Annotated in this window: 24 protein-coding genes and 1 pseudogene; 10 read left to right on the forward strand and 15 right to left on the reverse strand. The window is 65.1% G+C overall.

Annotated features, from left to right (window positions below):
• Nucleotides 1-254: 254 nt before the first annotated feature.
• Nucleotides 255-2,039 (reverse strand): phosphoenolpyruvate--protein phosphotransferase, encoded by a 1,785-nt coding sequence (gene ptsP / locus LNV23_RS23205; protein WP_263565142.1) that lies wholly within the window; start codon nucleotides 2,037-2,039, stop codon nucleotides 255-257.
• A 124-nt stretch (nucleotides 2,040-2,163) separates the two neighbouring features.
• Here ptsP and LNV23_RS23210 point away from each other — a divergent pair, with 124 nt between their 5' ends.
• On the forward strand, nucleotides 2,164-3,009 hold the full coding sequence (locus LNV23_RS23210) for a GNAT family N-acetyltransferase (RefSeq protein ID WP_263565143.1): 846 nt from the start codon (nucleotides 2,164-2,166) through the stop codon (nucleotides 3,007-3,009).
• Here the strand turns inward: LNV23_RS23210 and LNV23_RS23215 are convergent, their stop codons facing one another.
• The 3 genes from LNV23_RS23215 to LNV23_RS23225 all read right to left on the reverse strand — a co-directional run bounded on the left by LNV23_RS23215 (nucleotide 3,010) and on the right by LNV23_RS23225 (nucleotide 4,351).
• Nucleotides 3,010-3,279, reverse strand: coding sequence for an HPr family phosphocarrier protein (locus LNV23_RS23215; RefSeq protein WP_263520848.1), 270 nt, complete (start codon nucleotides 3,277-3,279; stop codon nucleotides 3,010-3,012).
• Between the two features lie 57 nt (nucleotides 3,280-3,336).
• Complete coding sequence (locus LNV23_RS23220) at nucleotides 3,337-3,732, reverse strand: PTS sugar transporter subunit IIA (RefSeq protein ID WP_263565144.1); 396 nt, start codon at nucleotides 3,730-3,732, stop codon at nucleotides 3,337-3,339.
• A gap of 67 nt (nucleotides 3,733-3,799) precedes the next feature.
• The gene (locus tag LNV23_RS23225) at nucleotides 3,800-4,351 is read right to left on the reverse strand and encodes a hypothetical protein (protein ID WP_263565145.1); all 552 of its coding nucleotides are present in this window, start codon (nucleotides 4,349-4,351) and stop codon (nucleotides 3,800-3,802) included.
• Nucleotides 4,352-4,465: 114 nt separating this feature from the next.
• Here LNV23_RS23225 and LNV23_RS23230 point away from each other — a divergent pair, with 114 nt between their 5' ends.
• The 4 genes from LNV23_RS23230 to LNV23_RS23245 all read left to right on the forward strand — a co-directional run bounded on the left by LNV23_RS23230 (nucleotide 4,466) and on the right by LNV23_RS23245 (nucleotide 8,461).
• Nucleotides 4,466-5,683 carry a CaiB/BaiF CoA transferase family protein gene (locus LNV23_RS23230; RefSeq protein ID WP_263565164.1) on the forward strand — a complete coding sequence of 406 codons (1,218 nt, stop codon included), beginning with the start codon at nucleotides 4,466-4,468 and terminating at the stop codon, nucleotides 5,681-5,683.
• Nucleotides 5,684-5,925: 242 nt separating this feature from the next.
• Nucleotides 5,926-7,083 (forward strand): ATP-binding protein, encoded by a 1,158-nt coding sequence (locus LNV23_RS23235; protein ID WP_263565146.1) that lies wholly within the window; start codon nucleotides 5,926-5,928, stop codon nucleotides 7,081-7,083.
• A gap of 36 nt (nucleotides 7,084-7,119) precedes the next feature.
• Entirely contained in the window at nucleotides 7,120-7,635 is a 516-nt protein-coding gene (locus LNV23_RS23240) for a TlpA family protein disulfide reductase (protein ID WP_263565147.1), read from the forward strand.
• A 22-nt stretch (nucleotides 7,636-7,657) separates the two neighbouring features.
• Nucleotides 7,658-8,461 carry a substrate-binding periplasmic protein gene (locus LNV23_RS23245; RefSeq protein ID WP_263565148.1) on the forward strand — a complete coding sequence of 268 codons (804 nt, stop codon included), beginning with the start codon at nucleotides 7,658-7,660 and terminating at the stop codon, nucleotides 8,459-8,461.
• A gap of 33 nt (nucleotides 8,462-8,494) precedes the next feature.
• Here the strand turns inward: LNV23_RS23245 and lipA are convergent, their stop codons facing one another.
• Nucleotides 8,495-9,502, reverse strand: a complete 1,008-nt coding sequence (gene lipA / locus LNV23_RS23250) for a lipoyl synthase (RefSeq protein WP_171829256.1) — start codon at nucleotides 9,500-9,502, stop codon at nucleotides 8,495-8,497.
• Nucleotides 9,503-9,517: 15 nt separating this feature from the next.
• On the reverse strand, nucleotides 9,518-10,186 hold the full coding sequence (gene lipB / locus LNV23_RS23255) for a lipoyl(octanoyl) transferase LipB (protein ID WP_263565149.1): 669 nt from the start codon (nucleotides 10,184-10,186) through the stop codon (nucleotides 9,518-9,520).
• An 88-nt stretch (nucleotides 10,187-10,274) separates the two neighbouring features.
• Here lipB and LNV23_RS23260 point away from each other — a divergent pair, with 88 nt between their 5' ends.
• Nucleotides 10,275-10,964, forward strand: coding sequence for a tetratricopeptide repeat protein (locus tag LNV23_RS23260; protein ID WP_263565150.1), 690 nt, complete (start codon nucleotides 10,275-10,277; stop codon nucleotides 10,962-10,964).
• Nucleotides 10,965-10,976: 12 nt separating this feature from the next.
• On the opposite strand, the gene LNV23_RS23265 is transcribed toward LNV23_RS23260, so the two are convergent.
• The 7 genes from LNV23_RS23265 to LNV23_RS23295 all read right to left on the reverse strand — a co-directional run bounded on the left by LNV23_RS23265 (nucleotide 10,977) and on the right by LNV23_RS23295 (nucleotide 16,129).
• Nucleotides 10,977-11,276 (reverse strand): DUF493 family protein, encoded by a 300-nt coding sequence (locus tag LNV23_RS23265; RefSeq protein WP_263565151.1) that lies wholly within the window; start codon nucleotides 11,274-11,276, stop codon nucleotides 10,977-10,979.
• Nucleotides 11,277-11,326: 50 nt separating this feature from the next.
• Nucleotides 11,327-12,202 (reverse strand): D-amino acid aminotransferase, encoded by an 876-nt coding sequence (locus LNV23_RS23270; protein ID WP_263565152.1) that lies wholly within the window; start codon nucleotides 12,200-12,202, stop codon nucleotides 11,327-11,329.
• A 78-nt stretch (nucleotides 12,203-12,280) separates the two neighbouring features.
• Nucleotides 12,281-13,483: a D-alanyl-D-alanine carboxypeptidase family protein gene (locus tag LNV23_RS23275; RefSeq protein ID WP_263565153.1), complete on the reverse strand. Its 1,203-nt coding sequence runs from the start codon at nucleotides 13,481-13,483 to the stop codon at nucleotides 12,281-12,283.
• Nucleotides 13,484-13,548: 65 nt separating this feature from the next.
• A complete protein-coding gene (locus LNV23_RS23280; RefSeq protein ID WP_263565154.1) occupies nucleotides 13,549-14,187 on the reverse strand; it encodes an alpha/beta hydrolase in 639 nt (212 codons plus the stop codon).
• A gap of 18 nt (nucleotides 14,188-14,205) precedes the next feature.
• Nucleotides 14,206-14,532, reverse strand: a complete 327-nt coding sequence (locus tag LNV23_RS23285) for a (2Fe-2S) ferredoxin domain-containing protein (RefSeq protein WP_102769424.1) — start codon at nucleotides 14,530-14,532, stop codon at nucleotides 14,206-14,208.
• Between the two features lie 51 nt (nucleotides 14,533-14,583).
• On the reverse strand, nucleotides 14,584-15,687 hold the full coding sequence (locus LNV23_RS23290) for a VanZ family protein (protein WP_263565155.1): 1,104 nt from the start codon (nucleotides 15,685-15,687) through the stop codon (nucleotides 14,584-14,586).
• Nucleotides 15,688-15,706: 19 nt separating this feature from the next.
• Nucleotides 15,707-16,129: a CopD family protein gene (locus LNV23_RS23295; protein WP_263520877.1), complete on the reverse strand. Its 423-nt coding sequence runs from the start codon at nucleotides 16,127-16,129 to the stop codon at nucleotides 15,707-15,709.
• A 343-nt stretch (nucleotides 16,130-16,472) separates the two neighbouring features.
• Between LNV23_RS23295 and hemB the strand changes: the two genes are divergently transcribed.
• Nucleotides 16,473-17,486: a porphobilinogen synthase gene (gene hemB / locus LNV23_RS23300; protein WP_263565156.1), complete on the forward strand. Its 1,014-nt coding sequence runs from the start codon at nucleotides 16,473-16,475 to the stop codon at nucleotides 17,484-17,486.
• An 8-nt stretch (nucleotides 17,487-17,494) separates the two neighbouring features.
• Nucleotides 17,495-18,595 carry a magnesium transporter CorA family protein gene (locus tag LNV23_RS23305; protein ID WP_263565157.1) on the forward strand — a complete coding sequence of 367 codons (1,101 nt, stop codon included), beginning with the start codon at nucleotides 17,495-17,497 and terminating at the stop codon, nucleotides 18,593-18,595.
• 9 nt (nucleotides 18,596-18,604) lie between these two features.
• Here LNV23_RS23305 and ybeY read toward each other — a convergent pair whose 3' ends face one another.
• Nucleotides 18,605-19,051 (reverse strand): rRNA maturation RNase YbeY, encoded by a 447-nt coding sequence (ybeY, locus tag LNV23_RS23310; protein ID WP_263565158.1) that lies wholly within the window; start codon nucleotides 19,049-19,051, stop codon nucleotides 18,605-18,607.
• Nucleotides 19,048-20,064 carry a PhoH family protein gene (locus LNV23_RS23315; protein ID WP_263520885.1) on the reverse strand — a complete coding sequence of 339 codons (1,017 nt, stop codon included), beginning with the start codon at nucleotides 20,062-20,064 and terminating at the stop codon, nucleotides 19,048-19,050. The genes ybeY and LNV23_RS23315 overlap by 4 nt, the downstream gene beginning before the upstream one ends.
• A gap of 897 nt (nucleotides 20,065-20,961) precedes the next feature.
• Here LNV23_RS23315 and LNV23_RS24135 point away from each other — a divergent pair.
• Both LNV23_RS24135 and LNV23_RS23325 read left to right on the forward strand, forming a co-directional pair.
• Nucleotides 20,962-21,639 (forward strand): annotated as a pseudogene (locus tag LNV23_RS24135) (sensor histidine kinase); the annotation flags it as partial.
• A gap of 142 nt (nucleotides 21,640-21,781) precedes the next feature.
• On the forward strand, nucleotides 21,782-22,435 hold the full coding sequence (locus tag LNV23_RS23325) for a response regulator (protein WP_102769750.1): 654 nt from the start codon (nucleotides 21,782-21,784) through the stop codon (nucleotides 22,433-22,435).
• The last annotated feature ends 26 nt before the right edge of the window (nucleotides 22,436-22,461 follow it).

The raw sequence follows: 22,461 nt of genomic DNA on the forward strand, positions 1-22,461 counted from the left end.
GATTTGTTTTGAATCTCAATTCCAATCGAATCGCTTCGATCTTCACTACACACCACAACAGGACTCTTGCGAATCCTGCTGCGCAACCACTAAAAGCAGTCTTTGCGAGCAGCGAAGCCCTCTACTGTAGCACAGGAATTTTCTACATCGCAAGAAGATCGCGACTTTTGGTCGTGCGCGCAATCCAGCTCACAACTGACAAGAGCACCCACCAGCAGCAAAGGCAACCTGATGGAGCACAGCCATACAGGAGGCTATTGCATGCTGCTGGTGGACTTGTGCGCTAAGAACGCCACCTGAGCCTCGCGCTGCGGGTCTTCACTGGTCAGAACTGCCGCGATGCCGCGCGCAAGCCGAGACGCATCGGCACGCAAGACGCGCTGCTTCACAGAAGGGATCTGCGAGGGATGCATCGAAAAGTTGCGCAAGCCCATGGCGAGCAACAAGTCAGTGAAGGCAGGGTCGCCCGCCATTTCCCCGCACACACTGACCGACTTGCCCGCTGCGCTCGCATCAGCAATCGAGCCGGATAGCAGTTGGAGCACGGCCGGATGCCAGGGGTCATACAAATGTGCGACCGCTTCGTCTGCGCGATCTATGGCCAAGGTGTACTGAATCAGGTCATTGGTCCCGATCGAAACGAAATCCACGTGGCGGAGTATCAAAGGAAGCATCACCGCTGCTGCCGGGATCTCCACCATGACGCCGAGTTCGACACGTGTGAATGCTTGACCCGCATCCGTCAACTGCTGCTGCACCTTCCTGACTGATTCCAGGATCTGGCGGACTTCGCTCAAGTGAGCAACCATTGGAATGAGCAGCCGCACTTTGCCGAAGGCACTCGCACGGTAAATGGCCCGCAGTTGCTGCCGGAACATGCTGGGCTCGGCCAAGCTCCAACGAATGGCGCGCAAACCCATGGCCGGATTGAGCACATGCTCATGGCGCAACTCGCTGGCACTCATGCGATCCAGCGGCTTGTCCGCCCCGACATCCACGGTCCGGATGGTCACGGGCATGCCACGCATGGCCTCCACTGCCGCACGGTAGGCCGCGAATTGTTCATCTTCACTCGGCAGCTCACCATCCCGGTTCATGAACAAGAACTCGCTCCGGAACAGGCCGACACCTGTCGCTCCGGATTCAATCGCTCCGGCCGCGTCGGCAGGCAACTCAATATTGGCATGCAGTTCGACTCGCTCGCCATCCAATGTGACCGCGGGCGTGTGGCGCAGGCGGGTCAGGCGGGCCCGCTCAAGCTCACTCTGGCGCTGCCGGAATCGGTACTCCTCCAGCATGATGGGCGAAGGATTGACGATCACAGCACCGGCATCGCCGTCGATGATGACCCAGTCATCATGGCGAATCAGGCGCGAAGCCTCGCGCGTGCCGACCACCGCGGGGATGTCCATGCTGCGCGCAACGATGGCGGTGTGCGAAGTCTTGCCACCGATGTCGGTGATGAAGCCGTGGAACACGCTGCGCTTGAACTGCATCATGTCGGCGGGCGCAATATCGGCAGCCACCAACAGCAGTGGATCCTCACCGGCGAAGTCGCGCTGCACGACGCTGGCGGCGTCGACCGGCGTGTGCCCTTGCTCGCGCGCCAGGGCGCTGAGCACCCGTTCGACCACCTGTTCCAGATCTGCCTTGCGCTCGCGCAGGTAATCGTCCTCCATCTCGTCGAACTGACGCGCCAAGACTTCCAACTGTGCAGACAAGGCCCATTCCGCGTTGTAGTGACGCTCGATGATCCACTGTTTGGTGGCGCCAGTCAGCGCTTCGTCATGCAGCAACATCAAGTGGACGTCGAGCAGTGCGGCCAGCTCATGAGGCGCATCGCCCGGCAAGTCCTGCTTGAGAGCCTCCAGCTCCGCAGCCACCACGTCGCGTGCGCGCAGGGCCCGCAGGATCTCTGACTCCACTTGCGCTTCACTGATGAAGTAGTGCGCCACATCGACCCGACTGGACGCCACCAGCACTGCTCGGCCAATGGCCACGCCGCGCGAAACAGGGATACCGAAGACCTGAAAGCTCATGCGCCGACTTTAGCAGCGACGCCGCCAGCCCAGTGCCGTCATCGAGACGTCATTCCAGCGTCACGGCCGCGTCATTGCCGACGCCGAGCATGGCGGTGCCAACAACGACTTGCATGAGGCCACCATGAGGGATCTTCCGCTGCCAACGCTGCCCTTCTCCGATCTGCGTGCCCTGAAGAGCGAGCGCCGCCCTGGCTTGCCCCAGCCTGAAGCGCGCCCAGCGCCAGCGCCGGCCCGCCTGGACGTCAGCTGGGCACGACACGAAGACGACGTGCGCGAAGCCCAGCGCCTGCGCTACCAAGTGTTTGCCGAAGAGATGGGGGCACGCCTGAGCGTGCCTGCTGGAGCCCCCGCTCGCCATGACATCGACAGCTTTGATGCCTTCTGCGAGCACTTGCTGGTCCGAGAGGTAGACGCCCATGGCCGCATCGGCCAAGTCATCGGCACCTATCGCGTCCTGACTCCAGCTTCAGCCAAACAGGCCGGCGGTTGGTACAGCGAAACCGAATTCGACCTGACCCGCTTGCGAGGCTTGCGCGAGCAGATGGTGGAGCTGGGCCGCTCCTGCATCCACCCCGATCACCGCTCGGGCGGCGCCATCATGGCACTCTGGGGCGCCCTGGCGGAATTCATGATGCGCAACAAGCTGGACACCATGATCGGCTGCGCCAGTGTCAGCATGCGCGACGGCGGCCATTTCGCCGCCAGCCTCTGGAAACAGCTGGAGCAAAGCCATCTGGCCAGCATCGAATGGCAGGTGCGTCCGCGCTTGCCGCTGCCGGTGGAAGAGCTGCGCCACGACCTGGTGGTGGAAGCGCCGCCGCTGATCAAGGGCTATCTGCGTTGCGGCGCCCGCATCCTGGGCGCACCGGCCTGGGATCCCGACTTCAACACCGCCGACCTGCCCATGATGATGCGCCTGGCCGACCTGCCCTCACGTTACCGCCGTCACTTCATGGGCGGACAGTAATCACTGCCCCTCGCCAAACTTGTCGTTGACGAGGGCGGTGATGGCGTCGTGAGCGGCCTGCTCATCGCCGCCCTCGGTTTCCAGTTCCACCTGCGAACCCAGGCCCGCAGCCAACATCATCACCCCCATGATGCTCTTGGCATTGACGCGCCGATTGTTGCGACTCATGAAGACCTCGCACTGAAAGCTACCCGCCAGCTTGGTCAGCTTGGCCGAGGCGCGGGCATGCAGGCCCAGTTTGTTGCTGATGGTGAGCGTGGACTTGATCATTGAAACTCAGGACTCCAAAGAAGGGTTCACCAGCCGCATGCCTGCGACTTGAAAAGTTCAGGCCGCAGCCTCGGGCGTCTCAGCCAACACAATGCCCGCTTGAGCGCCGCCGACCGCACGTTCGGCCAAGCTCGCCAAAGGCTGACTGGCATAGCAGAGCGAACGCCACAGCATCGGCACGTTGACGCCGCTGATCACTTGGACGGCGGCGCTGCGCAAACGCAGCGCCGCGTTGCATGGCGTGGCGCCGAACACATCCGTCAACACCAGATTCTCAGCATGCCCGCCCGCGTGCAACAGCACCCGCGCGGCCGACTCCACGGCATCGGCCGACATTTCCGGCGTCACATCCAAGACCTGCAACTGCCGGGCGCAATCCGGAAAAGTGTGCTCGGCCACGGCTTTGAGGGCCGAGGCCAGGGGCGAATGGGCGATCAGCAGCAATCCGGACATAGGCTTTCATTATCAATGCTGCCCGCGCTCCTCAGCCCTGTGCCTCGCCACAGCATCACAACCGAACTCACGTTTCCAGCCTCATGGAGTTGATGAAGCCGTCCCAGGCCGCAGGCTGGCGCTTGGGTGCGAGCATGACCGCTTGGTAGACCCAAACGCCGCGCGTGAACACCGCGATATCGGCCTCGGCGACCCCGGAGCCCGCCAGCCCACCCAAGTGGACCTGTGAGGCCTCCGGACTGGGCGTCATGCCTGGCACCAGCAAAGCCTGACTGGCCGCTGGTGCGGCACTGCCAGCACTCAGCTTGCTACGTAAGGCGTCGCGCATCTGTCGCATGGCCGGGTTGACCAGCGCCGGGTCGCGAACCTCCGCCCAAGACAAGGAAAACGTGATGCCATCGGCCTTGCACTGGGCCATGCCCATGCGAACCGGTTCGCTCGGTGTCGAAGGGCGGCTGTGAACTTCCGGCTTGCAAGGGAACATGAGCACCATGCCGGACTCGGCCGGGCGCACCTCACGCCAATCCAGGCCCGGGGAACAAGCCGACAAGCAAGCAGCAAATACCAGAAGCTGCGTCTGGCGCGGAGCCTGCCTGACACGTGAGCGCATTGAATTCATACGGGCATTATCCGAGGCGACGGAACGGCACCGGAGCGCACAATGAATTGCATGGATACGCCCAGCCTCAAACCAAGCAACTCCCCCGCCCCAAAAGCCTCCATCCTGCCGGCGATGTCCCTGGCCGGTGTGCGCGTGCTCGACCTGTCGCGCGTGCTGGCCGGCCCCTGGTGCACGCAGACTCTGGCCGATCTGGGTGCGGATGTCATCAAAGTCGAGCGGCCCGGCAGCGGCGACGACACCCGCGCCTGGGGTCCACCGTATTTGAAAGATTCCCAAGGCAACGACACCAGCGAGGCCGCCTACTACCTGGGCGCCAACCGCAATAAGCGCTCCATTGCCATCGATATCGCTTGCAGTGGAGGTCAGGATTTGATCCGCCGACTGGCAACCCAGGCCGACGTGCTGGTCGAGAACTTCAAGGCCGGCGACCTGGAGCGCTTCGGCCTTGATGCTCAAACCCTGCAGGACGCCAACCCGCGGTTGGTGGTCTGCTCCATCACGGGCTTTGGCCAAACCGGCCCGTACCAAGACCGTGCTGGCTACGACTATGCGATCCAGGGCATGGGCGGGCTGATGAGCATCACCGGCGAGCGAGACGATCGGCCGGGCGGAGGCCCGCAAAAAGTCGGCGTGGCCGTGGCCGATCTCTTCACCGGGCTCTACGCCACAGTGGCCATCCTCGCCGCTCTACGCCACGCCGAAGCCACGGGCCGGGGTCAAGTCATCGACATGGCCTTGCTGGACACCCAGGTCGCCATGCTGGCCAATGTGGGGTCCAACTTCCTCTGCACAGGCCGAGCTCCAGGTCGCATCGGCAATGCCCACCAGAACATCGTCCCCTATCAGGTGTTCGAGGCGTCCGACAGTCACCTGATCCTGGCCGTCGGCAACGACCTGCAGTTCGCAAAGTTCTGCGACATCGCCGGCCACGCAGAATGGGCACTGGACCCTCGCTTTGCTCGCAACAGCGACCGAGTCCGGCATCGTGGCGAATTGGTGCCCTTGATCGAGGCAGCCATGCGCAGTCGCCCGCGCGATCTCTGGCTGCGCGCCCTGGAAGCCGCCAAGGTGCCCTGTGGCCCCATCAACAGCCTGGCTGAAACCTTTGCCGACCCGCAGGTGCAGGCGCGGGACACCGTCGTGCCCCTGCCTCACCCATTGAGCCCCGAGCTGCGGGTGGTGGCCAACCCTATCAAGCTGTCCCTGACCCCCGTGAGCTACCGGCTGCCACCGCCGCTGTTGGGCGAGCACTCGCGCGAAATCTTGCTGGAGGCCGGATATGTCGAAGCTGAGATTGAAGCCTTGGTCGCAAGCGGGGCCGTACGGTGAGCTGAGGTGAGCCGAAGCAAGCAGCTTCTGCATTCAATTCACCGGCTTCGGCGTGCAGAATTCACCGAACTTGCGCACCAGGCTGCACCCACGCCAATTTCCCCCGGATCGGGGGATGGACGCTGCCAGGCTTCACCATGACCATGGCGACCGCTGCAGGAGAACCCTCAAGCAGGGGTTTCTCTTCCTCCACCCATAACCAGAACAACGAGTCAGCGACCCGCACCCTCGCCTTCCAGCCCATGCGCAGCAACACTCCACCTTCCGCCAGTTCCGGCGCCGCGAACGATGTCGCCGGCGAGCCGAGCCATGCGCAATGGGCGGAGATCGTGCAGCAGCTGGGCGCGGAAATTGCCGGGCCGCTGAGCGCGGCACTGGAGCGCATACACAAGCTGGTCAGCACCGGGCAGATCGACCGGCAAAGCCTGCGCGCCTTGCGCGAAAGCGTCAGCCAGGCGCGCGAAGCCGGCATGGTCGGCCAACAGCTGGCCCGCCTGGCCTCCGGCCGCTTGCATTTGTCGCGAGAAAAAATGCACCTGACCCAGGTGCTGCGCAGCGTGCTGGCCCAGCGCAGCCGCGAGACCCAAGCACGCGGTATCCAGGTGCGGCAGGTGCTCAAGCCCATCGAGGTGATGACCGATGGTTCCCTGCTGTTCGCCTTGCTCAATGCATTGATGGACTGGGCCTTGTCGAGCACGCACAGCTCCATCGACTTGCGCCTGGACCTGACGCCCTGGCCGGCCAAGGCCCGTCTGGTCTGCCGCTTTGCCCACCGCTCGCTGGACCTGCTCGACGACCCACGCGCGGCCGAAACCCCGGCGGCCTTGAACTCCCTGGCCTGGCGCCTCGTTGAGCAAACAGCCATCACCCTCGGTGTGCTGCCCTTGCGCGAGGACGAAGCCGGCATCACGGTGCTGACGCTGGAATTTCCGCACATCGTCGGCGACGAGGCCAACGGCCTGGCCGCCACCGAACGCGTGCTCGATGCCGAACCGGACGGAGAACATCAACCGTCCAGCAATTCCAAGCCTTTGGCCGGCAGCCACATTCTGATCATTGCCCAACGCCGCGAGCTGCGCAGCCAGCTGCAGGTCGCGATGCAGCACATGGGACTGATCATCGACGGCGTTGGCAGCATGGAAGAGGCTCATCAGTTCTGTGCCGAAGGCCTGCCGCATGGCATCGTCTTCGAGGCAAGCCTGCGCGGCCCCGAATTCGACCGACTCTATGCCGAAGTGATGCGCGAAGTGCCTGACTTCAGCTTCGTGGAGGTGCTGGACGAAGCGCACAAGACCCAGCTCTCCACGGCCACACCTGACGGCTTGGCGCGCATCTCGCGTCAGCATGTCAACGACGCCCTGCCCTCGGTGCTGCTGTTCGAACTGTCCAAGGGCATGTGACGGCGGCGACGCGGCGCAGGCTCTAAACTCCAGGGCATGAAGAAGAACTCTCGTCTGCTCGCTCCCGCCCTGCTGGTGCTGGCCTTGGCCGGTGGCGCCTACTTGGCCTACCAAAGCCTGGGTGCCCGCGAAACCGCGCCGCGCGTCGACTATGTGCTGCTGGACGGCAAGAAGGCCGATTCCAGCCAATGGCGGGGTCAGGTCATGCTGGTCAACTTCTGGGCCACCAGCTGCACCACCTGCGTCAAGGAAATGCCGCAGATCGTCGCGACGCATGAGAAGTTCAAAGGCCGCGGCTTCGACACCCTGGCCGTGGCCATGAGCTATGACCCGCCGGCCTTCGTCGCCAAGTTCGCCGAAAGTCGGCAGCTGCCCTTCGGCGTGGCCATCGACAACACCGGCCAGATCGCGCAAAGCTTCGGTCGCGTGCAACTGACACCGACGACGCTGCTGATCAACAAGCGCGGTGAGGTGGTCAAACGCTATGTTGGCGAGCCGGACTTCGCGGCCTTGCATGCGCTGGTCGAGAAGTTGTTGGGCGAGTCGGCCTGAACCCAGCCCAGACGCCGACGCCATGTCGAGGCTGCTGCTGACGCAAACACGGCGCTACGCCAGCGTCTTGCTCACGGCACTCGCATTGTGCGCGCAGGGCCCGGTCTGGGCTGAGGAAGCATCTCTGGTCTTGGCCGGCGAGGACGATTGGCCCCCCTACAGCGCCGCCGAGAAACCGGGCGCTGACACGCAGCGCCCGCCGGTCGGCTTCAGCGTCGACCTGATCCGCGCGGCCTTGGCCACGCAGGGCGTGCAGGTGCAGATCATCACCGTGCCCTTTTCGCGCTGCATGCTCTACGCCAAAACCGGTCAGGTCGCGGGCTGTTTCAACGCCACCATCACCGACGACAACCGCAACGACTACGTCTGGCACCAGCCGGCCATGTTCGAAGAGGAGCTGTCCATCTTCGGCCGGGCTGATGACACCAGTCCCGAGATGCGTTTGTCCGATCTGCGCGGTAAACGGGTGGCCTACACCAATGGCTACACCTACCCCAGCGAATTCATGCACGACGCGCGCATCCAGAAGTTCAGCGCCGTCTCGGATGCCGCCCTGATGCGCATGCTGCTGAACAAGCGCGTGGACTACATCCTCTTGAACCGCACGCCGGCCTGGCTGCGCATCGACAACACGCCCGAGTTCCGCGGCCAACTGCGCCGCACCGGGCTGATCTCCATGGATGGCTTCTGGGTCGCGTTTTCCAAGCAACACCCGCAGGGCGAGCGCCTGGCCCAGCAGTTCAGCCAAGGCCTGACGCAGATGCGCAAGGACGGCAGCTACCAGCGCCTGGTCGACGAGTTCAGACGCCGGGTCCGCTACCGCTGAGGGCAGCGCCGATCCAGCCCGGACAAACCGATCTCAGGACGCAGCCGGAGCTTCAGCGCCGGCGGCCAGCACGCCATGGGCCTGCTGGTCGGCGTGGTAACTGCTGCGCACCATGGCGCCCACGGCGGCGTGAGTGAAGCCCATCTTGTAGGCCTCTTCCTCGAACATCTTGAAGGTGTCCGGGTGCACATAGCGGCGCACCGGCAGGTGGTGGCCCGAGGGCGCCAGGTACTGGCCGATGGTCAGCATGTCGATGTGGTGGGCGCGCATATCGCGCATGACCTGGAGGATTTCCTCGTCCGTCTCGCCCAGGCCCACCATGATGCCGCTCTTGGTCGGCACGCCGGGCACTTCTTCCTTGAAGCGCTTGAGCAGCTTGAGGCTGAACTCGTAGTCCGAGCCCGGGCGCGCTTCCTTGTAGAGGCGCGGCGCGGTTTCCAGGTTGTGGTTCATCACGTCCGGCGGTGCGGCCTTGAGGATGTCCAGCGCACGGTCCATGCGGCCGCGGAAATCGGGCACCAGCACTTCGATCTGGGTCGAAGGGCTGAGCTCACGCACCTTGCGGATGCACTCGGCAAAGTGACCGGCGCCGCCGTCACGCAGGTCGTCGCGGTCCACGCTGGTGATCACCACGTACTTGAGCTTGAGCGCAGCGATGGTCTTGGCCAGGTTCTCGGGCTCGTTCACATCGAGCGGATCGGGGCGGCCGTGGCCGACATCGCAGAAGGGGCAGCGGCGGGTGCACTTGTCACCCATGATCATGAAAGTGGCCGTGCCCTTGCCGAAGCATTCGCCGATATTGGGGCAGGAGGCTTCTTCGCACACCGTGTGCAGCTTTTGCTCGCGCAGGATCTGCTTGATTTCGTAGAAACGGGTGCTGGGCGAACCGGCCTTGACGCGAATCCAGTCGGGCTTTTTCAGCGTCTCTGCAGGCACGATCTTGATCGGGATGCGCGCAGTCTTGGCCTGGGATTTCTGCTTGGCCGTGGCGTCGTACGCCTCGCCTGTCTTTGCTTCGTGAGTGATGTTCTCGGTCGCCATGCCAGCCTCGTTTCGTCAACGCTCCAGCTGGGCTTGCAGCCGTTCCCCGAAGCGCTGGGCCACTTCGGGCCAATCCGCAAAAACCCCAAGTGTAACGAGGTCCACCGTGCGCAGCCCCGCATAGCCACAGGGGTTGATACCTGCGAAGGGTTGCAGGTCCATGGCCACATTGAGAGCCACGCCGTGATACGTGCAATGACGCGTAACCTTGATGCCCAGGGCCGCCACCTTGCCCAGGCCGCGGAAGGGGTCGTCGGCCGGCGCCGGGCCGGTGAGCGCCGCATGGGCGAACGGGTCGTCCAGGCGCACATAGATGCCCGGCGCGCCGGCCACGCGGTGGCCGGTGACGCCGTAGCTGCCCAGGGTCTGGATCACCGCCGTTTCCAGGCGGAACACGAACTCACGCACATAGATGCCCAGGCGCTGCAGATGGACCAGCGGATAGGCGACCACCTGGCCGGGGCCGTGGTAGGTCACCTGGCCGCCGCGGTTGGTCTGCACGACCGGGATGCCGGCCGGGGCCAGCACATGGTCGGCCTTGCCGGCCAGGCCTTGGGTGTAGGTGGGGGGATGCTCGCAGAGCCAGAGCTCGTCTTCGGTCTCGGGCCCGCGCTGTTCGCTGAAGGTCCGCATGGCGTCGACCGTCTCGGCATAGTCGACCCGGCCCAAGTTTTTCACAATCATGGCGACATGGTAGCCAAGCCTGCAGGGCGGCGTGAAATCGGCTACCGTCTGGCCCTTTCCGAAACGGAACCATTCACCGATGCAGCCGATGCACACTTTCTCTCTTTGGAAGAAGACCGTCTGGATGGCGGCCCTGCTCGCCCTGAGCAGCAGCGCAGCGCTGCACGCCCAAGAGGCACCTGCGCCCGAGCCTCCGCCCACAGCGCTGGAGCGCGCCGTTCAAGCCTACGAAGCCGGTGAGCTCAAGGCCGCCGCGCGCGGATTCACGGCGCTGTCGGCCCAGGCGCGCCCGCTGCCACTCGCCGACTACAACCTGGCCATGATGCATTTGCGCGATGAGTTGCCCAAACCCAGCGCGCGCCGCGCCGAGCGTCTGCTGAAGCGGGCGGCAGCGGGCGGCCTGGTGCGCGCCGAGCTGGCCCTGGCCCAGCTCTACGAGCAAGGCCTGCTGGGCAAGCCGGATCTGGCCCAGGCAAAGGAATGGAATCTGCGCGCCGCCAAGCGCGGCAGCAGCGAAGCCCAGGTCGCCCTGGCCACAGCCTTTTACCTGGGCCGAGGCACGCCGGCGGACCCGGAACAGGCCGCGCACTGGTACCGCGAGGCGGCCAAGGCCGGGGACGTCGGCGCGCAATACCTCTTGGGCTCGATGTACGAGAGCGGCTATGGCGTGCCGGCCGATTTGCGCCTGGCGCGCTATTGGTACGACATCGCCGCGCGCAACGGCGACGAAGGTGCGCCCTACAAGATCAAGGCGATCGACGCGCAGTTGGGAAACTAGGCCCCAGCCTGCTCAGAGCACGACCTTGACCATGGGGTGGGTTGTCAGGGTGCGGTAGAGCTCGTCGAGCTGTTCGCGGCTGGTCACGCGCACGGTGATGGTCAGGCCCAGGTAGTTGCCGGCCTTGCTGGGACGCTGCTCCACGGTGGCGGCGTCGAAGTCCGGGTCGAAAGCCTGGGCCACCTTCACGATGGCCTCCACATAGCCCTCAACCTTGGCGCCCATGACCTTGATTGGGAAATGCGAGGGGTAGGTGATCAGCGACTGCTCGGGCGGAATGTCCGGCGGCTGCATGGGGGGGAATTGGCTCATGGTGCTTCTTCAATCAGTAGATTCAGATCATTGGACGCAGATGCGTCGCTTCAGATCGATTGCAAGGGCTTGGCTCGCTGGTAAGCCTCATACAGCCGGGCGTAGACCGGCCCGGGTTTGCCGTGCAGAGCGCCATGGCCGACCGGCTGGTGGTCCAGCCGCGTGACGGCCAGCACTTCCTTGCCGGCCGAGCTGAGAATGATCTCGTCAGCCGCAAAGAGCTCAGCCTCGGAGATGGGCCGCAAGTTGTAGCCGATGCCGCATTCCTCGCAGAGTTCGCGCAACAGCTCGACCCGTATGCCTTCGAGCAAGTCCTCGCTGCGCGGCGGGCCCAGCAGGGCGCCCTCTTTGACGATCCAGACATTCGAGGATGCGCCCTCAGTCAGGAAACCGTCGCGCAGCAGAATCGTCTCTGCCGCGCCTTCGTCGGCCGAGATCTGCCGCGCCAGCACATTGCCCAGCAGCGAGATGCTCTTGATGTCGCCGCGCTGCCAGCGGAAGTCTCGCGCGCTGATGCAGGCCACGCCACGGTGCCGCTCTTCGGCCGACATCGGCTTGGACGGCATGCTGTAGGCGAACACCGTCGGCACGGCGCCCTCAGGCATCGCATGGTTGCGCGGCGCGACGCCGCGGGTCACTTGCAGATAGACCAACTGCTCGTCCGCCGCCACGCCGCGCACCAACTCACGCGCCATCTCCAGCCACTGCGCACGCAAGAGCGGGCTGGCGATGCGCAGCTTGGCGAGGTTGCGCTCCAGCCGCTCCATATGCGATTCGAAGCGAAACAGTCGCCGCTCGTAGACCGGGAGCACTTCGTAGACCCCATCGCCGAAGATAAAGCCCCGGTCCATGACCGAGATCTTGGCCTCAGCCAGAGGCTGGTAGCTGCCGTTCAGGTAGCAGTGGACATCGGGCAAAGCAAGCATGCGGGCCTCCAGCAGCCAAGGTGATGCGTCGTCGTCAAGCTCCGAGCTTACGCCCGCCACGCGCATGGCAAAGCAGGATCACTTGATCCACAAACGCATGGCGTCCCAAGCGCGGCCCAAGATGCCGGCCAGCGGCACCTCTTCCAGCACCACCAGAGGCACTTCGGCCACCGCAACGCCGCCAGCGGTGCTGACCTTCAGGGTGCCAACGCGCTGGCCCTTGCTCAAAGGCGCGACCAGGGGGTCGGTACGTTCGATCTGGGTCTGCAGCTTGGCACCGTCGCCACGCGGCACGGCCACAAAGACAGGGCCTGCGGCGCCGAGCTTGGCTTGCGGGCTGGCGCCCTTCCAGACCGGCACGGTGCTGATGGCGGCGTCCTTGTCGAACAGGCGCACGGCATCGAAGGCCGAGTAGCCCCAGTTCAGCAGCTTCTGGCTTTCGGTGGCGCGCGCTTCCTTGGAGGCCGTGCCCATGACCACGCTGAGCAAGCGGCGCTTGCCATTGGGAAACTCGCGCTGGGCGCTGGAGACCAGGCAGTAACCGGCGGCTTCGGTGTAGCCGGTCTTCATGCCGTCGACGCTGGGGTCGCGGCGCAGCAGCAGATTGCGGTTGTCCTGGCGGATCTTGTTGAAGGTGAAATCGCGCTGCGAGTAATAGCTGTAGTACTCGGGGAAGTCGCGGATCAGGCTGGAGGCGATCACGGACAGGTCACGCGCGCTGCTCTTGTGGCCCGGCTCAGTCATGCCGGTCACGTTCTTGAACTGCGTGTTCTTCAGACCCCAGGCCTGGGCTTGGCGGTTCATCAGCGCCACGAACTGCTCCACCGTACCGGCCACACCTTCGGCCAGGGCCACCGAGGCATCGTTGCCGCTCTGGATGATCATGCCTCGCAGCAGTTCGTCGACCTTGGGCGTCATGGTCGTGTTGATGAACATCAGCGAGGGGTCACCTTTGCGCTCGTCCCAGGCGCGGGTGGAGACCGGCAGGGTTTGATCGAGGGTCAGGCGCTTGTCGCGCAGGGCCCCAAACACGACATAGGCCGTCATCAGCTTGGTCAGCGAAGCCGGGTCATTGGGCGTGTCGGCATCGCGCTCGCTGAGCACGCGGTTGGCGCTCATGTCCAGCAGCAGGTAGCTGCGTGCAGCGATCTCAGGGCCGGGCATCTGCGATGCCGCTTGAGCCTGGCTGGCCGCGGCCGGCGCCTGCGCCAGCACCACGGGCGAGACCAGGGCCGCAGCCGCGGCCAGAGAGAAAGCAAGAGGGAGCGAATAACGATTCATCACAAGGGTTCTTTCGACTCGCGTTCAGGCGAATCCAAGCAGGAAAACAGAGGGCGGCAAAAAACTCAGGCGCGCCAGTTGCGCACGACCAGATCGCGCAGCAGCGGCAGCTGGCCGTGGAAGAAATGGCCCACGCCAGGCACCACGACCACCGGCAGCGACTGCGGCCGAGCCCAGTCCAGCACCGAACTCAGGGGCACGACATCGTCCACTTCGCCGTGGATGACCAGGGTGTCCGAGGGCACGGGCGCGGTATCGAAGCGACTGGTCGCCGGGCCCACCAGCGCCAGCCGTTCGGCGCGCTGGTCTTCGGGCAGGCGCAGCGCGGCTTGCGAGGCCACATAACCACCGAAGGAAAAACCGGCCAGCACCAGGGGCTCGCCCGGCTCGCGCAGCGCGGCCAGCACGGCCAGGGCGTCATCGATCTCACCACGGCCTTCGTCCCAGCCGCCTTCGGACTTGCCAATACCGCGGAAATTGAAGCGAGCCACCCGGTAGCCCAGTTGCACAAAGGCTCGCGCCAAGGTCTGCACCACCTTGTTGTCCATGGTGCCGCCCTGGGTCGGGTTGGGGTGGCAGACCAGGGCCAGGCCGCGCGTGGGCGGCATGGGCAGATCGGCATGGCCGCTGGCGGGCCGGTCGATGGCGCATTCAATGGCGCCGGCCGGGCCCGGCACTAGGCGCTTTTCGGTCAAGGAATTCATGACGAGCGCGGCGCCTCTTCAGCGGCCGACGCTGTCGGGCAGCACCAGGCGCTCGACCACTTCGCCACCCTTGAGGTGCTTGTCGACGATTTCGTCGATGTCGGTCTGGTCGACGTAGGTGTACCAGACGGCCTCGGGATAGACCACGGCCACCGGGCCACCGGCGCAGCGGTCCAGGCAACCGGCCTTGTTGACGCGCACGCCGCCCTGGCCGCCCAGGCCCAGTTCGCGCACCCGCGCCTTGCAGTGGTCGAAGCCCGCCTGAGCGCCATGCTGAGCACAGCTGTTGTCACCGTTTTCGCGGTGGTTCAGGCAGAAGAAGATGTGGCGCTCGAAATAGCTCATGCCGCCATTGTAGGGAGCCAGGACAAGAAGCCCTGGGGTTCACCCTTTGTTTCAAGACTCGCGGCGGGCGATCACGCGCAGCAACCAGGCCAGGGCCGCAAACGGCCAAACCCATCCCAGCCATTGGGCCAGGCCGTACATATTGATGAAGCGGCCCAGCTCCCAGGTCTGCAGTCGTTCTTCGAGGTAGGGGTCGGTCGGTGCCTGGCTGACCAGAGCGATCAAGCTGCTCAACACGATCAGGCCCAGGGCCGCATTGACCCGGCGCGGCAAGGCGCTGGCGGCCATGCCCAGCAGCGCACCGACCAGCAGACCCGGCCCGCTGGCCAAAGTCAACCAGGACCAGGCATGTTGTGGGCCGAAATTGAGGCCCGTGGAGATGGCCGTGCCCAGGGCGCCCAGGCCCAAGGCGCCGAGTGCCAGCGCCAGCCGGCGCTTGCCCGGCCGCGCCACCGACAGCGCCACCAGGGTGGGCGCTAACAAGCCCAGGGCGATGGCGATCGCCTCCAGGCCCGGCGGCAGGGCTCGGGCCGCACTCTCACTGAGCTCATCGCCCCACTGCAAGGCCCAGGGCGTGCCGGCCAGCAGGTCGACCGCCGCCACCTGCAGGCGCGGCAACCACTGGCCCAGGCCCAGCGGCACCGGCGCAGGAAACAGCAGGCCCAAGGGCCAGAGCGCCAGCAGCGCCAGCGCGCCGGCGCTGTGCGGCTGAAACCAGTAATCGCGCACATCCTCCCAGCGCCGCAGACCGCCCAAACGATAGAGCAGCCAGGCCAGAAACAGCCCCAGCCAGGCGCCGGCGCCGTTCAGCAAAAAGTCGCCCAAGGCTGGCACCCGGTTGGGCAGGAAGTACTGCAAGGTCTCCAGGCCGTAGGACAGCAAAGGCCCGGCCACAGCGGTCACCAAAACGCCGGCGCGCAAGCTCCAGCCGCTGCGCATGGCGGCGGCAAAACACAAGAATCCGAGGGGCAGATAACCCAGCAGATTCGCCTGCAGGTCAAACCAGCTGAAATAGGGCGACCAGGGCAGGCTGAGCATGCCGCGCAGCTCCAGCCCCGGCGGCCACATCCAGGGGCCAAAGGGATAGAGACTGGCGTAGACGATCAACGCCAGATAGGCCAGCGCCAGCCAGGATGCAGAGCTTTGGCGGCGCATTGCTAGCTGGGCCCGTGGGTCAGAAGGGCTTGACGACCACCAGGACGACGATGGCAATGAACATCAGCACGGCCGACTCGTTGAAAACACGGAACCAGCGGTGACTGCGGCGGTTGGCCGACTGCTCAAAACTGCGCAGGATGGACTTGCAGGCGTGGTGATAGCCGATCACGCCAAGCACCAGCAACAGCTTGGTGTGCATCCAACCCTGGTTGAAACCGCTGAAATTCAGCGCCCACATCCAGCCGCCAAGAAGCAGGGCCGGGATCATCAGCAGGGTGGCAAACCGGTAGAGCTTGCGCGCCATCAAGAGCAGGCGCTCGCGCTCGGCATGGCTGTCGGCCGGCACCATGGCCAGGTTGACGAAGATGCGCGGCAGGTAAAAGAGACCGGCGAACCAGCTGGCCACGAAGACGATGTGAAAGGCTTTGATCCAGAGCATCGCCGCATTATGCGTGGCGGCTTGACGCGCGCGAGGAACCGCCCGAAGCGGTCGATTTCGCCGCGTGCAAACAAAAAAAAAGCCCCGGCCATGAAGCCGGGGCGAGAAAGCCTTATCGCTGTCATCACGCTAAGGCTCCTGCTCAGGGAGGAAAAGCAGGGAACGACCACCTTGCGGCTATCATTCAAAGTGAATTTTAACATAAGCGTCATCCGGGGGCGCATCAGGGAAGTCGCGTAGATTGCGCAGTCCCTCACGCCGGCCCGGGCCCACTGCGCCGCGTGAGTTCATCGCCTGCCCCAAGCCCCCATTCAGTTCAACCTTGCCTCGCCCGGAGTTCCCTGTGTCCCTGCCCGCCCCCTACCCCGCCAGCCGCCCCCGCCGCCTGCGCCGCGATGCCTTCACCCGGGCCCTGGTGCGCGAGCACCATGTGCGTGCCAGCGATCTGATCCTGCCGGTGTTCGTGCATGAGGGTGAGAATCGGGTCGAGTCTGTGGCCTCCATGCCCGGCGTGGCGCGCCTGAGCCTGGACCGCCTGCTTGATGTGGCGCGCGAATGCGTGGACCTGGGCATTCCGGTGCTGGCGCTGTTCCCAGTGATCGACGCCTCGCTGAAGACGCCCGACGGCCGCGAAGCCACCAACCCCGACGGCCTGGTGCCACGCGTGGTGCGGGCGCTGAAGGAGCAGGTGCCGGAGCTGGGCGTGCTGACCGATGTGGCCCTGGACCCCTTCACCAGCCACGGCCAGGACGGCGTGCTGGACGAGCATGGCTACATCCTCAATGACCCGACGGTCGAGATCCTGGCCCAGCAAGCCCTGGTGCAGGCCACAGCCGGCGTGGACATCGTGGCACCCAGCGACATGATGGACGGCCGCATCGGGGCGATCCGCACAGCGCTGGAAGCCCACGGCCACATCCACACCCGCATCATGGCCTACAGCGCCAAGTACGCGAGCGCCTTCTACGGCCCCTTCCGTGACGCCGTGGGCTCGGCCGCCAACCTCGGCAAGGCCGACAAAAAGACCTACCAGATGGACCCGGGCAACAGCGACGAGGCCCTGCGCGAGGTCGGCCTCGATCTGGCCGAGGGTGCCGACATGGTGATGGTCAAGCCCGGCATGCCTTACCTCGACATCGTGCGGCGTGTGAAGGACGAGTTCCGCGTGCCCACCTTCGCCTACCAGGTCAGCGGCGAGTACGCCATGATCAAGGCCGCCGCCGCCAACGGCTGGCTGGACCACGACGCGGTGATGATGGAATCCCTGCTGGCCTTCAAGCGCGCCGGCGCAGATGGCGTGCTGACGTATTTCGCGCTGGAAGCCGCCCGCCTGCTCAAGCAAGCGAAAGCCGGCTGATCCCAGGCATGCGCCTGTTCCACATCCACGGCGACCAGTTCACCGAGCTGAACCAGCTGCCGGCCGACTTGCCCGCCGATGGCTTCCTCTGGCTGGGCTATGGCCGGCGCGAGTTCGAACTGCAGCTGGGCGAGATCCAGCAAGGCCTGCAGCGCTGGGGCTGTGGTCAGGTGGTGGACCTGCATGTCTCCGACCTGCTGAACAACCAGCTGCCGTCCCATTTCGACTACACCAGCTGGTACGACTTGCTGGTGTTCCGACGACTGGCAGCCGCGCCCGGCCACGAGCATCTGCTCGCCGACCCGGAGCACGGCACGCTGCACAGCACCCATGAGGCGCTCAAAGCCATCGACACCAGCCCCGTGGGCTTTGCGGTCTTCGACCGGGTGCTGCTGACCGTGCACCCGACCGACTGTCTGGTGCGCGACTACTTCGCCAGCAAGATGGGCGCCCTGGCCGAAGGCCGCGATCTGCGCGGCAGTGCCCGCCTGCCCAACAGCCCGGCCGAGCTGATGCTGCGCATGGTCAACCACATGGTGGACAGCTATCTGGAGCTGCGCCGCCTGCTGACCCGGCAGATGACGGCGCTGCAGCGCACGCTGATGGACGCCAACAGCCATTTCGAGGACTGGCCCCTGCTGCTGGAATCGCGCGACGCCCTGCACCGGTTGGAAGACACCTGCGAAGACCAACGCAGCGCCATCCAGGAATGGATCGATGTGCTGGACGATTGGCCCTCGGCCGAGGAGCCGGCAGCGCAGCGCGAGCGCGAGCTGCTGCGCGTGCGTTCGCGTGATGTGCAGGAGCACATCGAGCGGGTGCTGGCCCATGTGCGGCGCATGGAGTCGTCCAGCGAGTCGGCGGTGCAGATGCACTTCTCGGCCCTGGGCCACCGCACCAACTCCATCATGCGCACGCTGACCGTGCTGACCGCCATCTTCCTGCCGCTGAACCTGATCACCGGCATCTTCGGCATGAACTTCGACGGCCTGCCCCTGATCCACAAGGCCGCCGGCTTCTGGGTCGCCTTCGGCCTGATGCTGGCCGTGGGCCTGGGCCTGGGCCTGTTCTTCTGGCGCAAGCGCTACCTGGGCACGCGCCACGGCTGAGGCGTCGCTTCAGCGCGCCGCGTACGGGTCGGCAAAACCCAAAGCCTGCATCAGCTCGCTTTCACGCGCTTCCATGCAGGCGGCTTCGTCGTCTTCCTCGTGGTCATAACCCTGGGCATGAAGGGTGCCATGCACCAGCATATGGGCGTAGTGCGCGGCCAGGTCAAGGCCGGCCTCCTTCGCCTCACGCTCCACCACTTCGGCGCAAATGACCAGATCGGCCGTCACCACGGGTTCGTGGCTGTAGTCGAAGGTCAGCACATTGGTCGCGTAGTCCTTGCTACGGAACTCGCGATTGAGCTGCTGACCCTCTTCGGCGTCGACGATGCGCACGGTGATCTCGCCCGGCAGCTCCAGGGCGCTGCGGATCCAGCGCGCGACCTTGTGGCGGGGCAGATGCGCCTTGTGGCGCGGGTCAGCAAATTGCAAGGACAGACTCAGTTCGGGCAGGCTCATGGCTGGGCTTTCTTCGCTTTGGGGCTGAGGTGGCGCGCCTCATAGGCGTCAACGATGCGCGCGACCAAGGGGTGACGCAGCACATCGGCACTGGTGAACCGGGTCATGGCCACCCCATCCACCTGCGCAAGCACCTGTTCGGCATCGACCAGGCCGCTGCTCACGCCCTTGGGCAGATCGATCTGGCTGGTGTCGCCGGTGACCACGCAGCGACTGCCAAAACCAATGCGCGTCAAGAACATCTTCATCTGCTCGGGCGTGGTGTTTTGTGCCTCATCGAGGATGACGAAGGCGTGGTTCAGCGTGCGACCGCGCATGAAGGCCAGGGGCGCCACTTCCAGCTGACCTTTCTCGAAGGCCTTGGTCACCTTGTCAAAGCCCATCAGTTCGTACAAGGCGTCGTAGAGCGGGCGCAAATAGGGGTCGACCTTTTGCGTCAGGTCACCGGGCAGAAAGCCGAGGCGTTCACCGGCTTCGACCGCAGGGCGGGTCAGGACAATGCGCTGCACGGTGCTGCGCTCGAGCGCGTCGACCGCGCAGGCCACGGCGAGAAAGGTCTTGCCGGTGCCGGCCGGGCCCAGGCCCAGGGTGATGTCCTGGTTGAGGATGTTGTGCAGGTACTCATGCTGACGGGGCGTGCGCGCGGCCAGATCGGCCCGTCGGGTGCGCAGCACGAGCTCAGTCGCCCGTGCCGGAGGCCGGGCGGCCGCGGCCGTCTTGGGCACCGATCGGCGCGCCATCCGCGCCGGCCCAAGTTCAGCCGCGGCTTCGGCCAAAGCCATCTGCATGAGCTCGGGGGCCAGGGCCCGGCGGCTGCGCTCGTAAAGGGCAGCCAGAAGCTGCAAGGCCCGCTCGGCGGCCGCCTTCGGCCCCTCGATGCGGAAACGCTCGTTTTGCCGGCCGATGCGCACGGCCAGCGCCACCTCGATCTGCCGCAAATGCTCGTCCAGGCTGCCACACAGATGGGCCAGACGCTTGTTGTCGACCGGGGCGAACTCATGACGAAGGATCACGGCGGTACTTTCTTCTAGGGATTTGGCAATAACAGCATTGTCACCCGGCCTTGTTCACTGCTGCAGCGTCACCGGCCTCCTGCACAATCGACGCCCATGCACAGCTTGTTACAGGAAGACTCGCCACGGAGCGTTTCGCGCCGGATGGCAACCACCGGCCCGATCGCACTGGTCCTCGCGCTCACTGGCGGCGCCGCCCAAGCGGCGGCCAGCCCGCCATTGGGCGCCCTTCCCACGGCCGGCCTGGCAGGCATGCTCCTGGTCTTGGGGCTGTCCGTGGCCGCCTTCGCCTACCGGCATGGCCAGGAGCGCGGAGCCGGCCTGGGGCTTGGCGCCTGGATGCTTTGCTTGGCGCTGACGGCAGTGCTGGCGGTGGCCGGCGCGGGCCTGAGCCCCGGCATGGCGCTGGGCTTGAACCTGAGCCTGGCGGCCTTTGGCACCTGGTGCAGCATCAAATTCCTGCTCCACCGGCCGGTGCCAATGCCGCTGTGGCAAGACCTGGCCCTGTTCGGCCAGCTGCTCATGCTGCCCGCATTGGCAGTCGCCCTTCGCAACCATGCCAACCCAAACGCTTCGCTGCTGCTGCACAGCGTGCCCTTGCTGCTGACCTTGGAGTCCTTGCTGGCCTTGACCTTCAGCTGGAAGCGCCGTGCCAGCCTCCATGTCGGCAAGGGCGGCAAGCCAGAACCATCACCCGGTAGCCGGCGCCCCGAGGCGCGCTTTGCGCCGGCTTTGCTGGCGCTCTGTGGCCTGGGCTTGCTGGCGACCGCCGTCGCGGCCATGCCGGTGGCGCCGGGCCTGAACGGGCTGCAAGACATCAGCGCCTGGCTGGCCTTGTTGCTGCCGGCGGCTTTGCTGGCCATGGGCTTGCAATACCTGCTTGGCTTTGCCCGAGACCGGGTGGAAGCCGAAAAAGAGCATGCGCAGTTCGAGCAGCGCATGCAGGAGCGGGTCAGCGAGATGGAGCGAAACTTTGGCGTGATCGCCGAGCAACGCCTGGAGCAGGTGACCGAGCGCGAGCGCAAGCGTATCGCGGCCGACCTGCACGATGACCTGGGCGCCAAGCTCCTGACCATCGTGCACACCAGCGAATCGGATCGCATCTCCAGCCTCGCCCGCGAAGCCCTGGAGGAAATGCGGCTGTCGGTGCGCGGCCTGACCGGCAAGCCGGTTCAGCTGCTCGACGCGCTGGGTGACTGGCGTGCCGAGGTGGTTTCGCGCCTGGGCCAGGCCAATATCAATGCCGAATGGAAGTCGCCGTCCGAGGATCTGGTGCACACGCTTCCGGCGCGGGCTTACGTGCAAACCACACGGATCTTCCGCGAGGCGGTCAGCAACATCATCAAGCACAGCGGCGGCACCAACTGCATGATCAGCTGCTCGGTGCAGGACGGAGATTTCGTGGTCGTCATCCAAGACAATGGACAAGGGATTCCAGCCGAGCTCGACGGCCGCCTGGACCGGGGTCATGGCATGGCCAGCATGAAGTCGCGCGCCAAGCAGATGCAGGGACAATGCTTGGTTGAATCGGGCCCGGGCTGGGGAACCGTGATTCGCCTCACAATCCCGCTCTGAATTCGAACCTCGGCCGCCATGCCGCCTTCAGTTTCTTTTTTCATCTGCCGAAATTGCCGTATCGCTGGAACCGCTTCCAGACTCTTTGAATGCCACCCAGTAGGCGCGCATACCGCGTGACCACGGGACGACCGAGACCGCCATGGACCACATCCTGCTGCTTGAAGACATTCCCGAGATCCGCGCCTGGCTGAAGGCCTTGGTGAAACAAGTGTTCGCCAATGCCCAGATCACCGAGTGCTCGCGCGTGCAAGACGCGCTGGCCTTGGTCAACAGCCAGCGCTTCAACCTGGCACTGCTGGATCTGGGTCTGCCCGACGGCTCGGGCGTGGACGTGATCGCTGCCCTGCGTGAGAAGCAGCCTGAAGTGCAATCGGTCATCGTCACCATCCATGACGATGACGAGCACCTGTTCCCGGCCCTGCAAGCGGGCGCATTCGGCTATTTGCTGAAAGAGCAGTCCCGCGAGCTGCTGGTCGAACAGCTGCAGCGCATGAGCCAGGGCGAGCCGCCTCTCTCGCCCTCGATCGCCCGCAAGGTGATCTCGCACTTCGCCAACCAGAAGCGCCCGCAAGCGGCGGCTGTGTTGCACGAGGTCTCGCTGACCGACCGGGAGACCGAGGTGCTGCTGCGCGTGGCCAAGGGCTTCACCTTGCCCGAAATTGGCGTGCAGCTGGGCCTGTCACGCCACACGATTGCCGACTACGTGAAGCAGATCTACCGCAAGCTCAACGTGTCCTCGCGCGCCGAAGCGGCCCTGGAAGCACAGCGCCTGGGTCTGTTCGGCAGGAACTGAAGCTCAGCCGTCGGGCGCGCACGATA

This window comes from Kinneretia sp. DJ1R-11, assembly GCF_025717595.1.
Classification (GTDB): Bacteria; Pseudomonadota; Gammaproteobacteria; order Burkholderiales; family Burkholderiaceae_C; genus Paucibacter_A.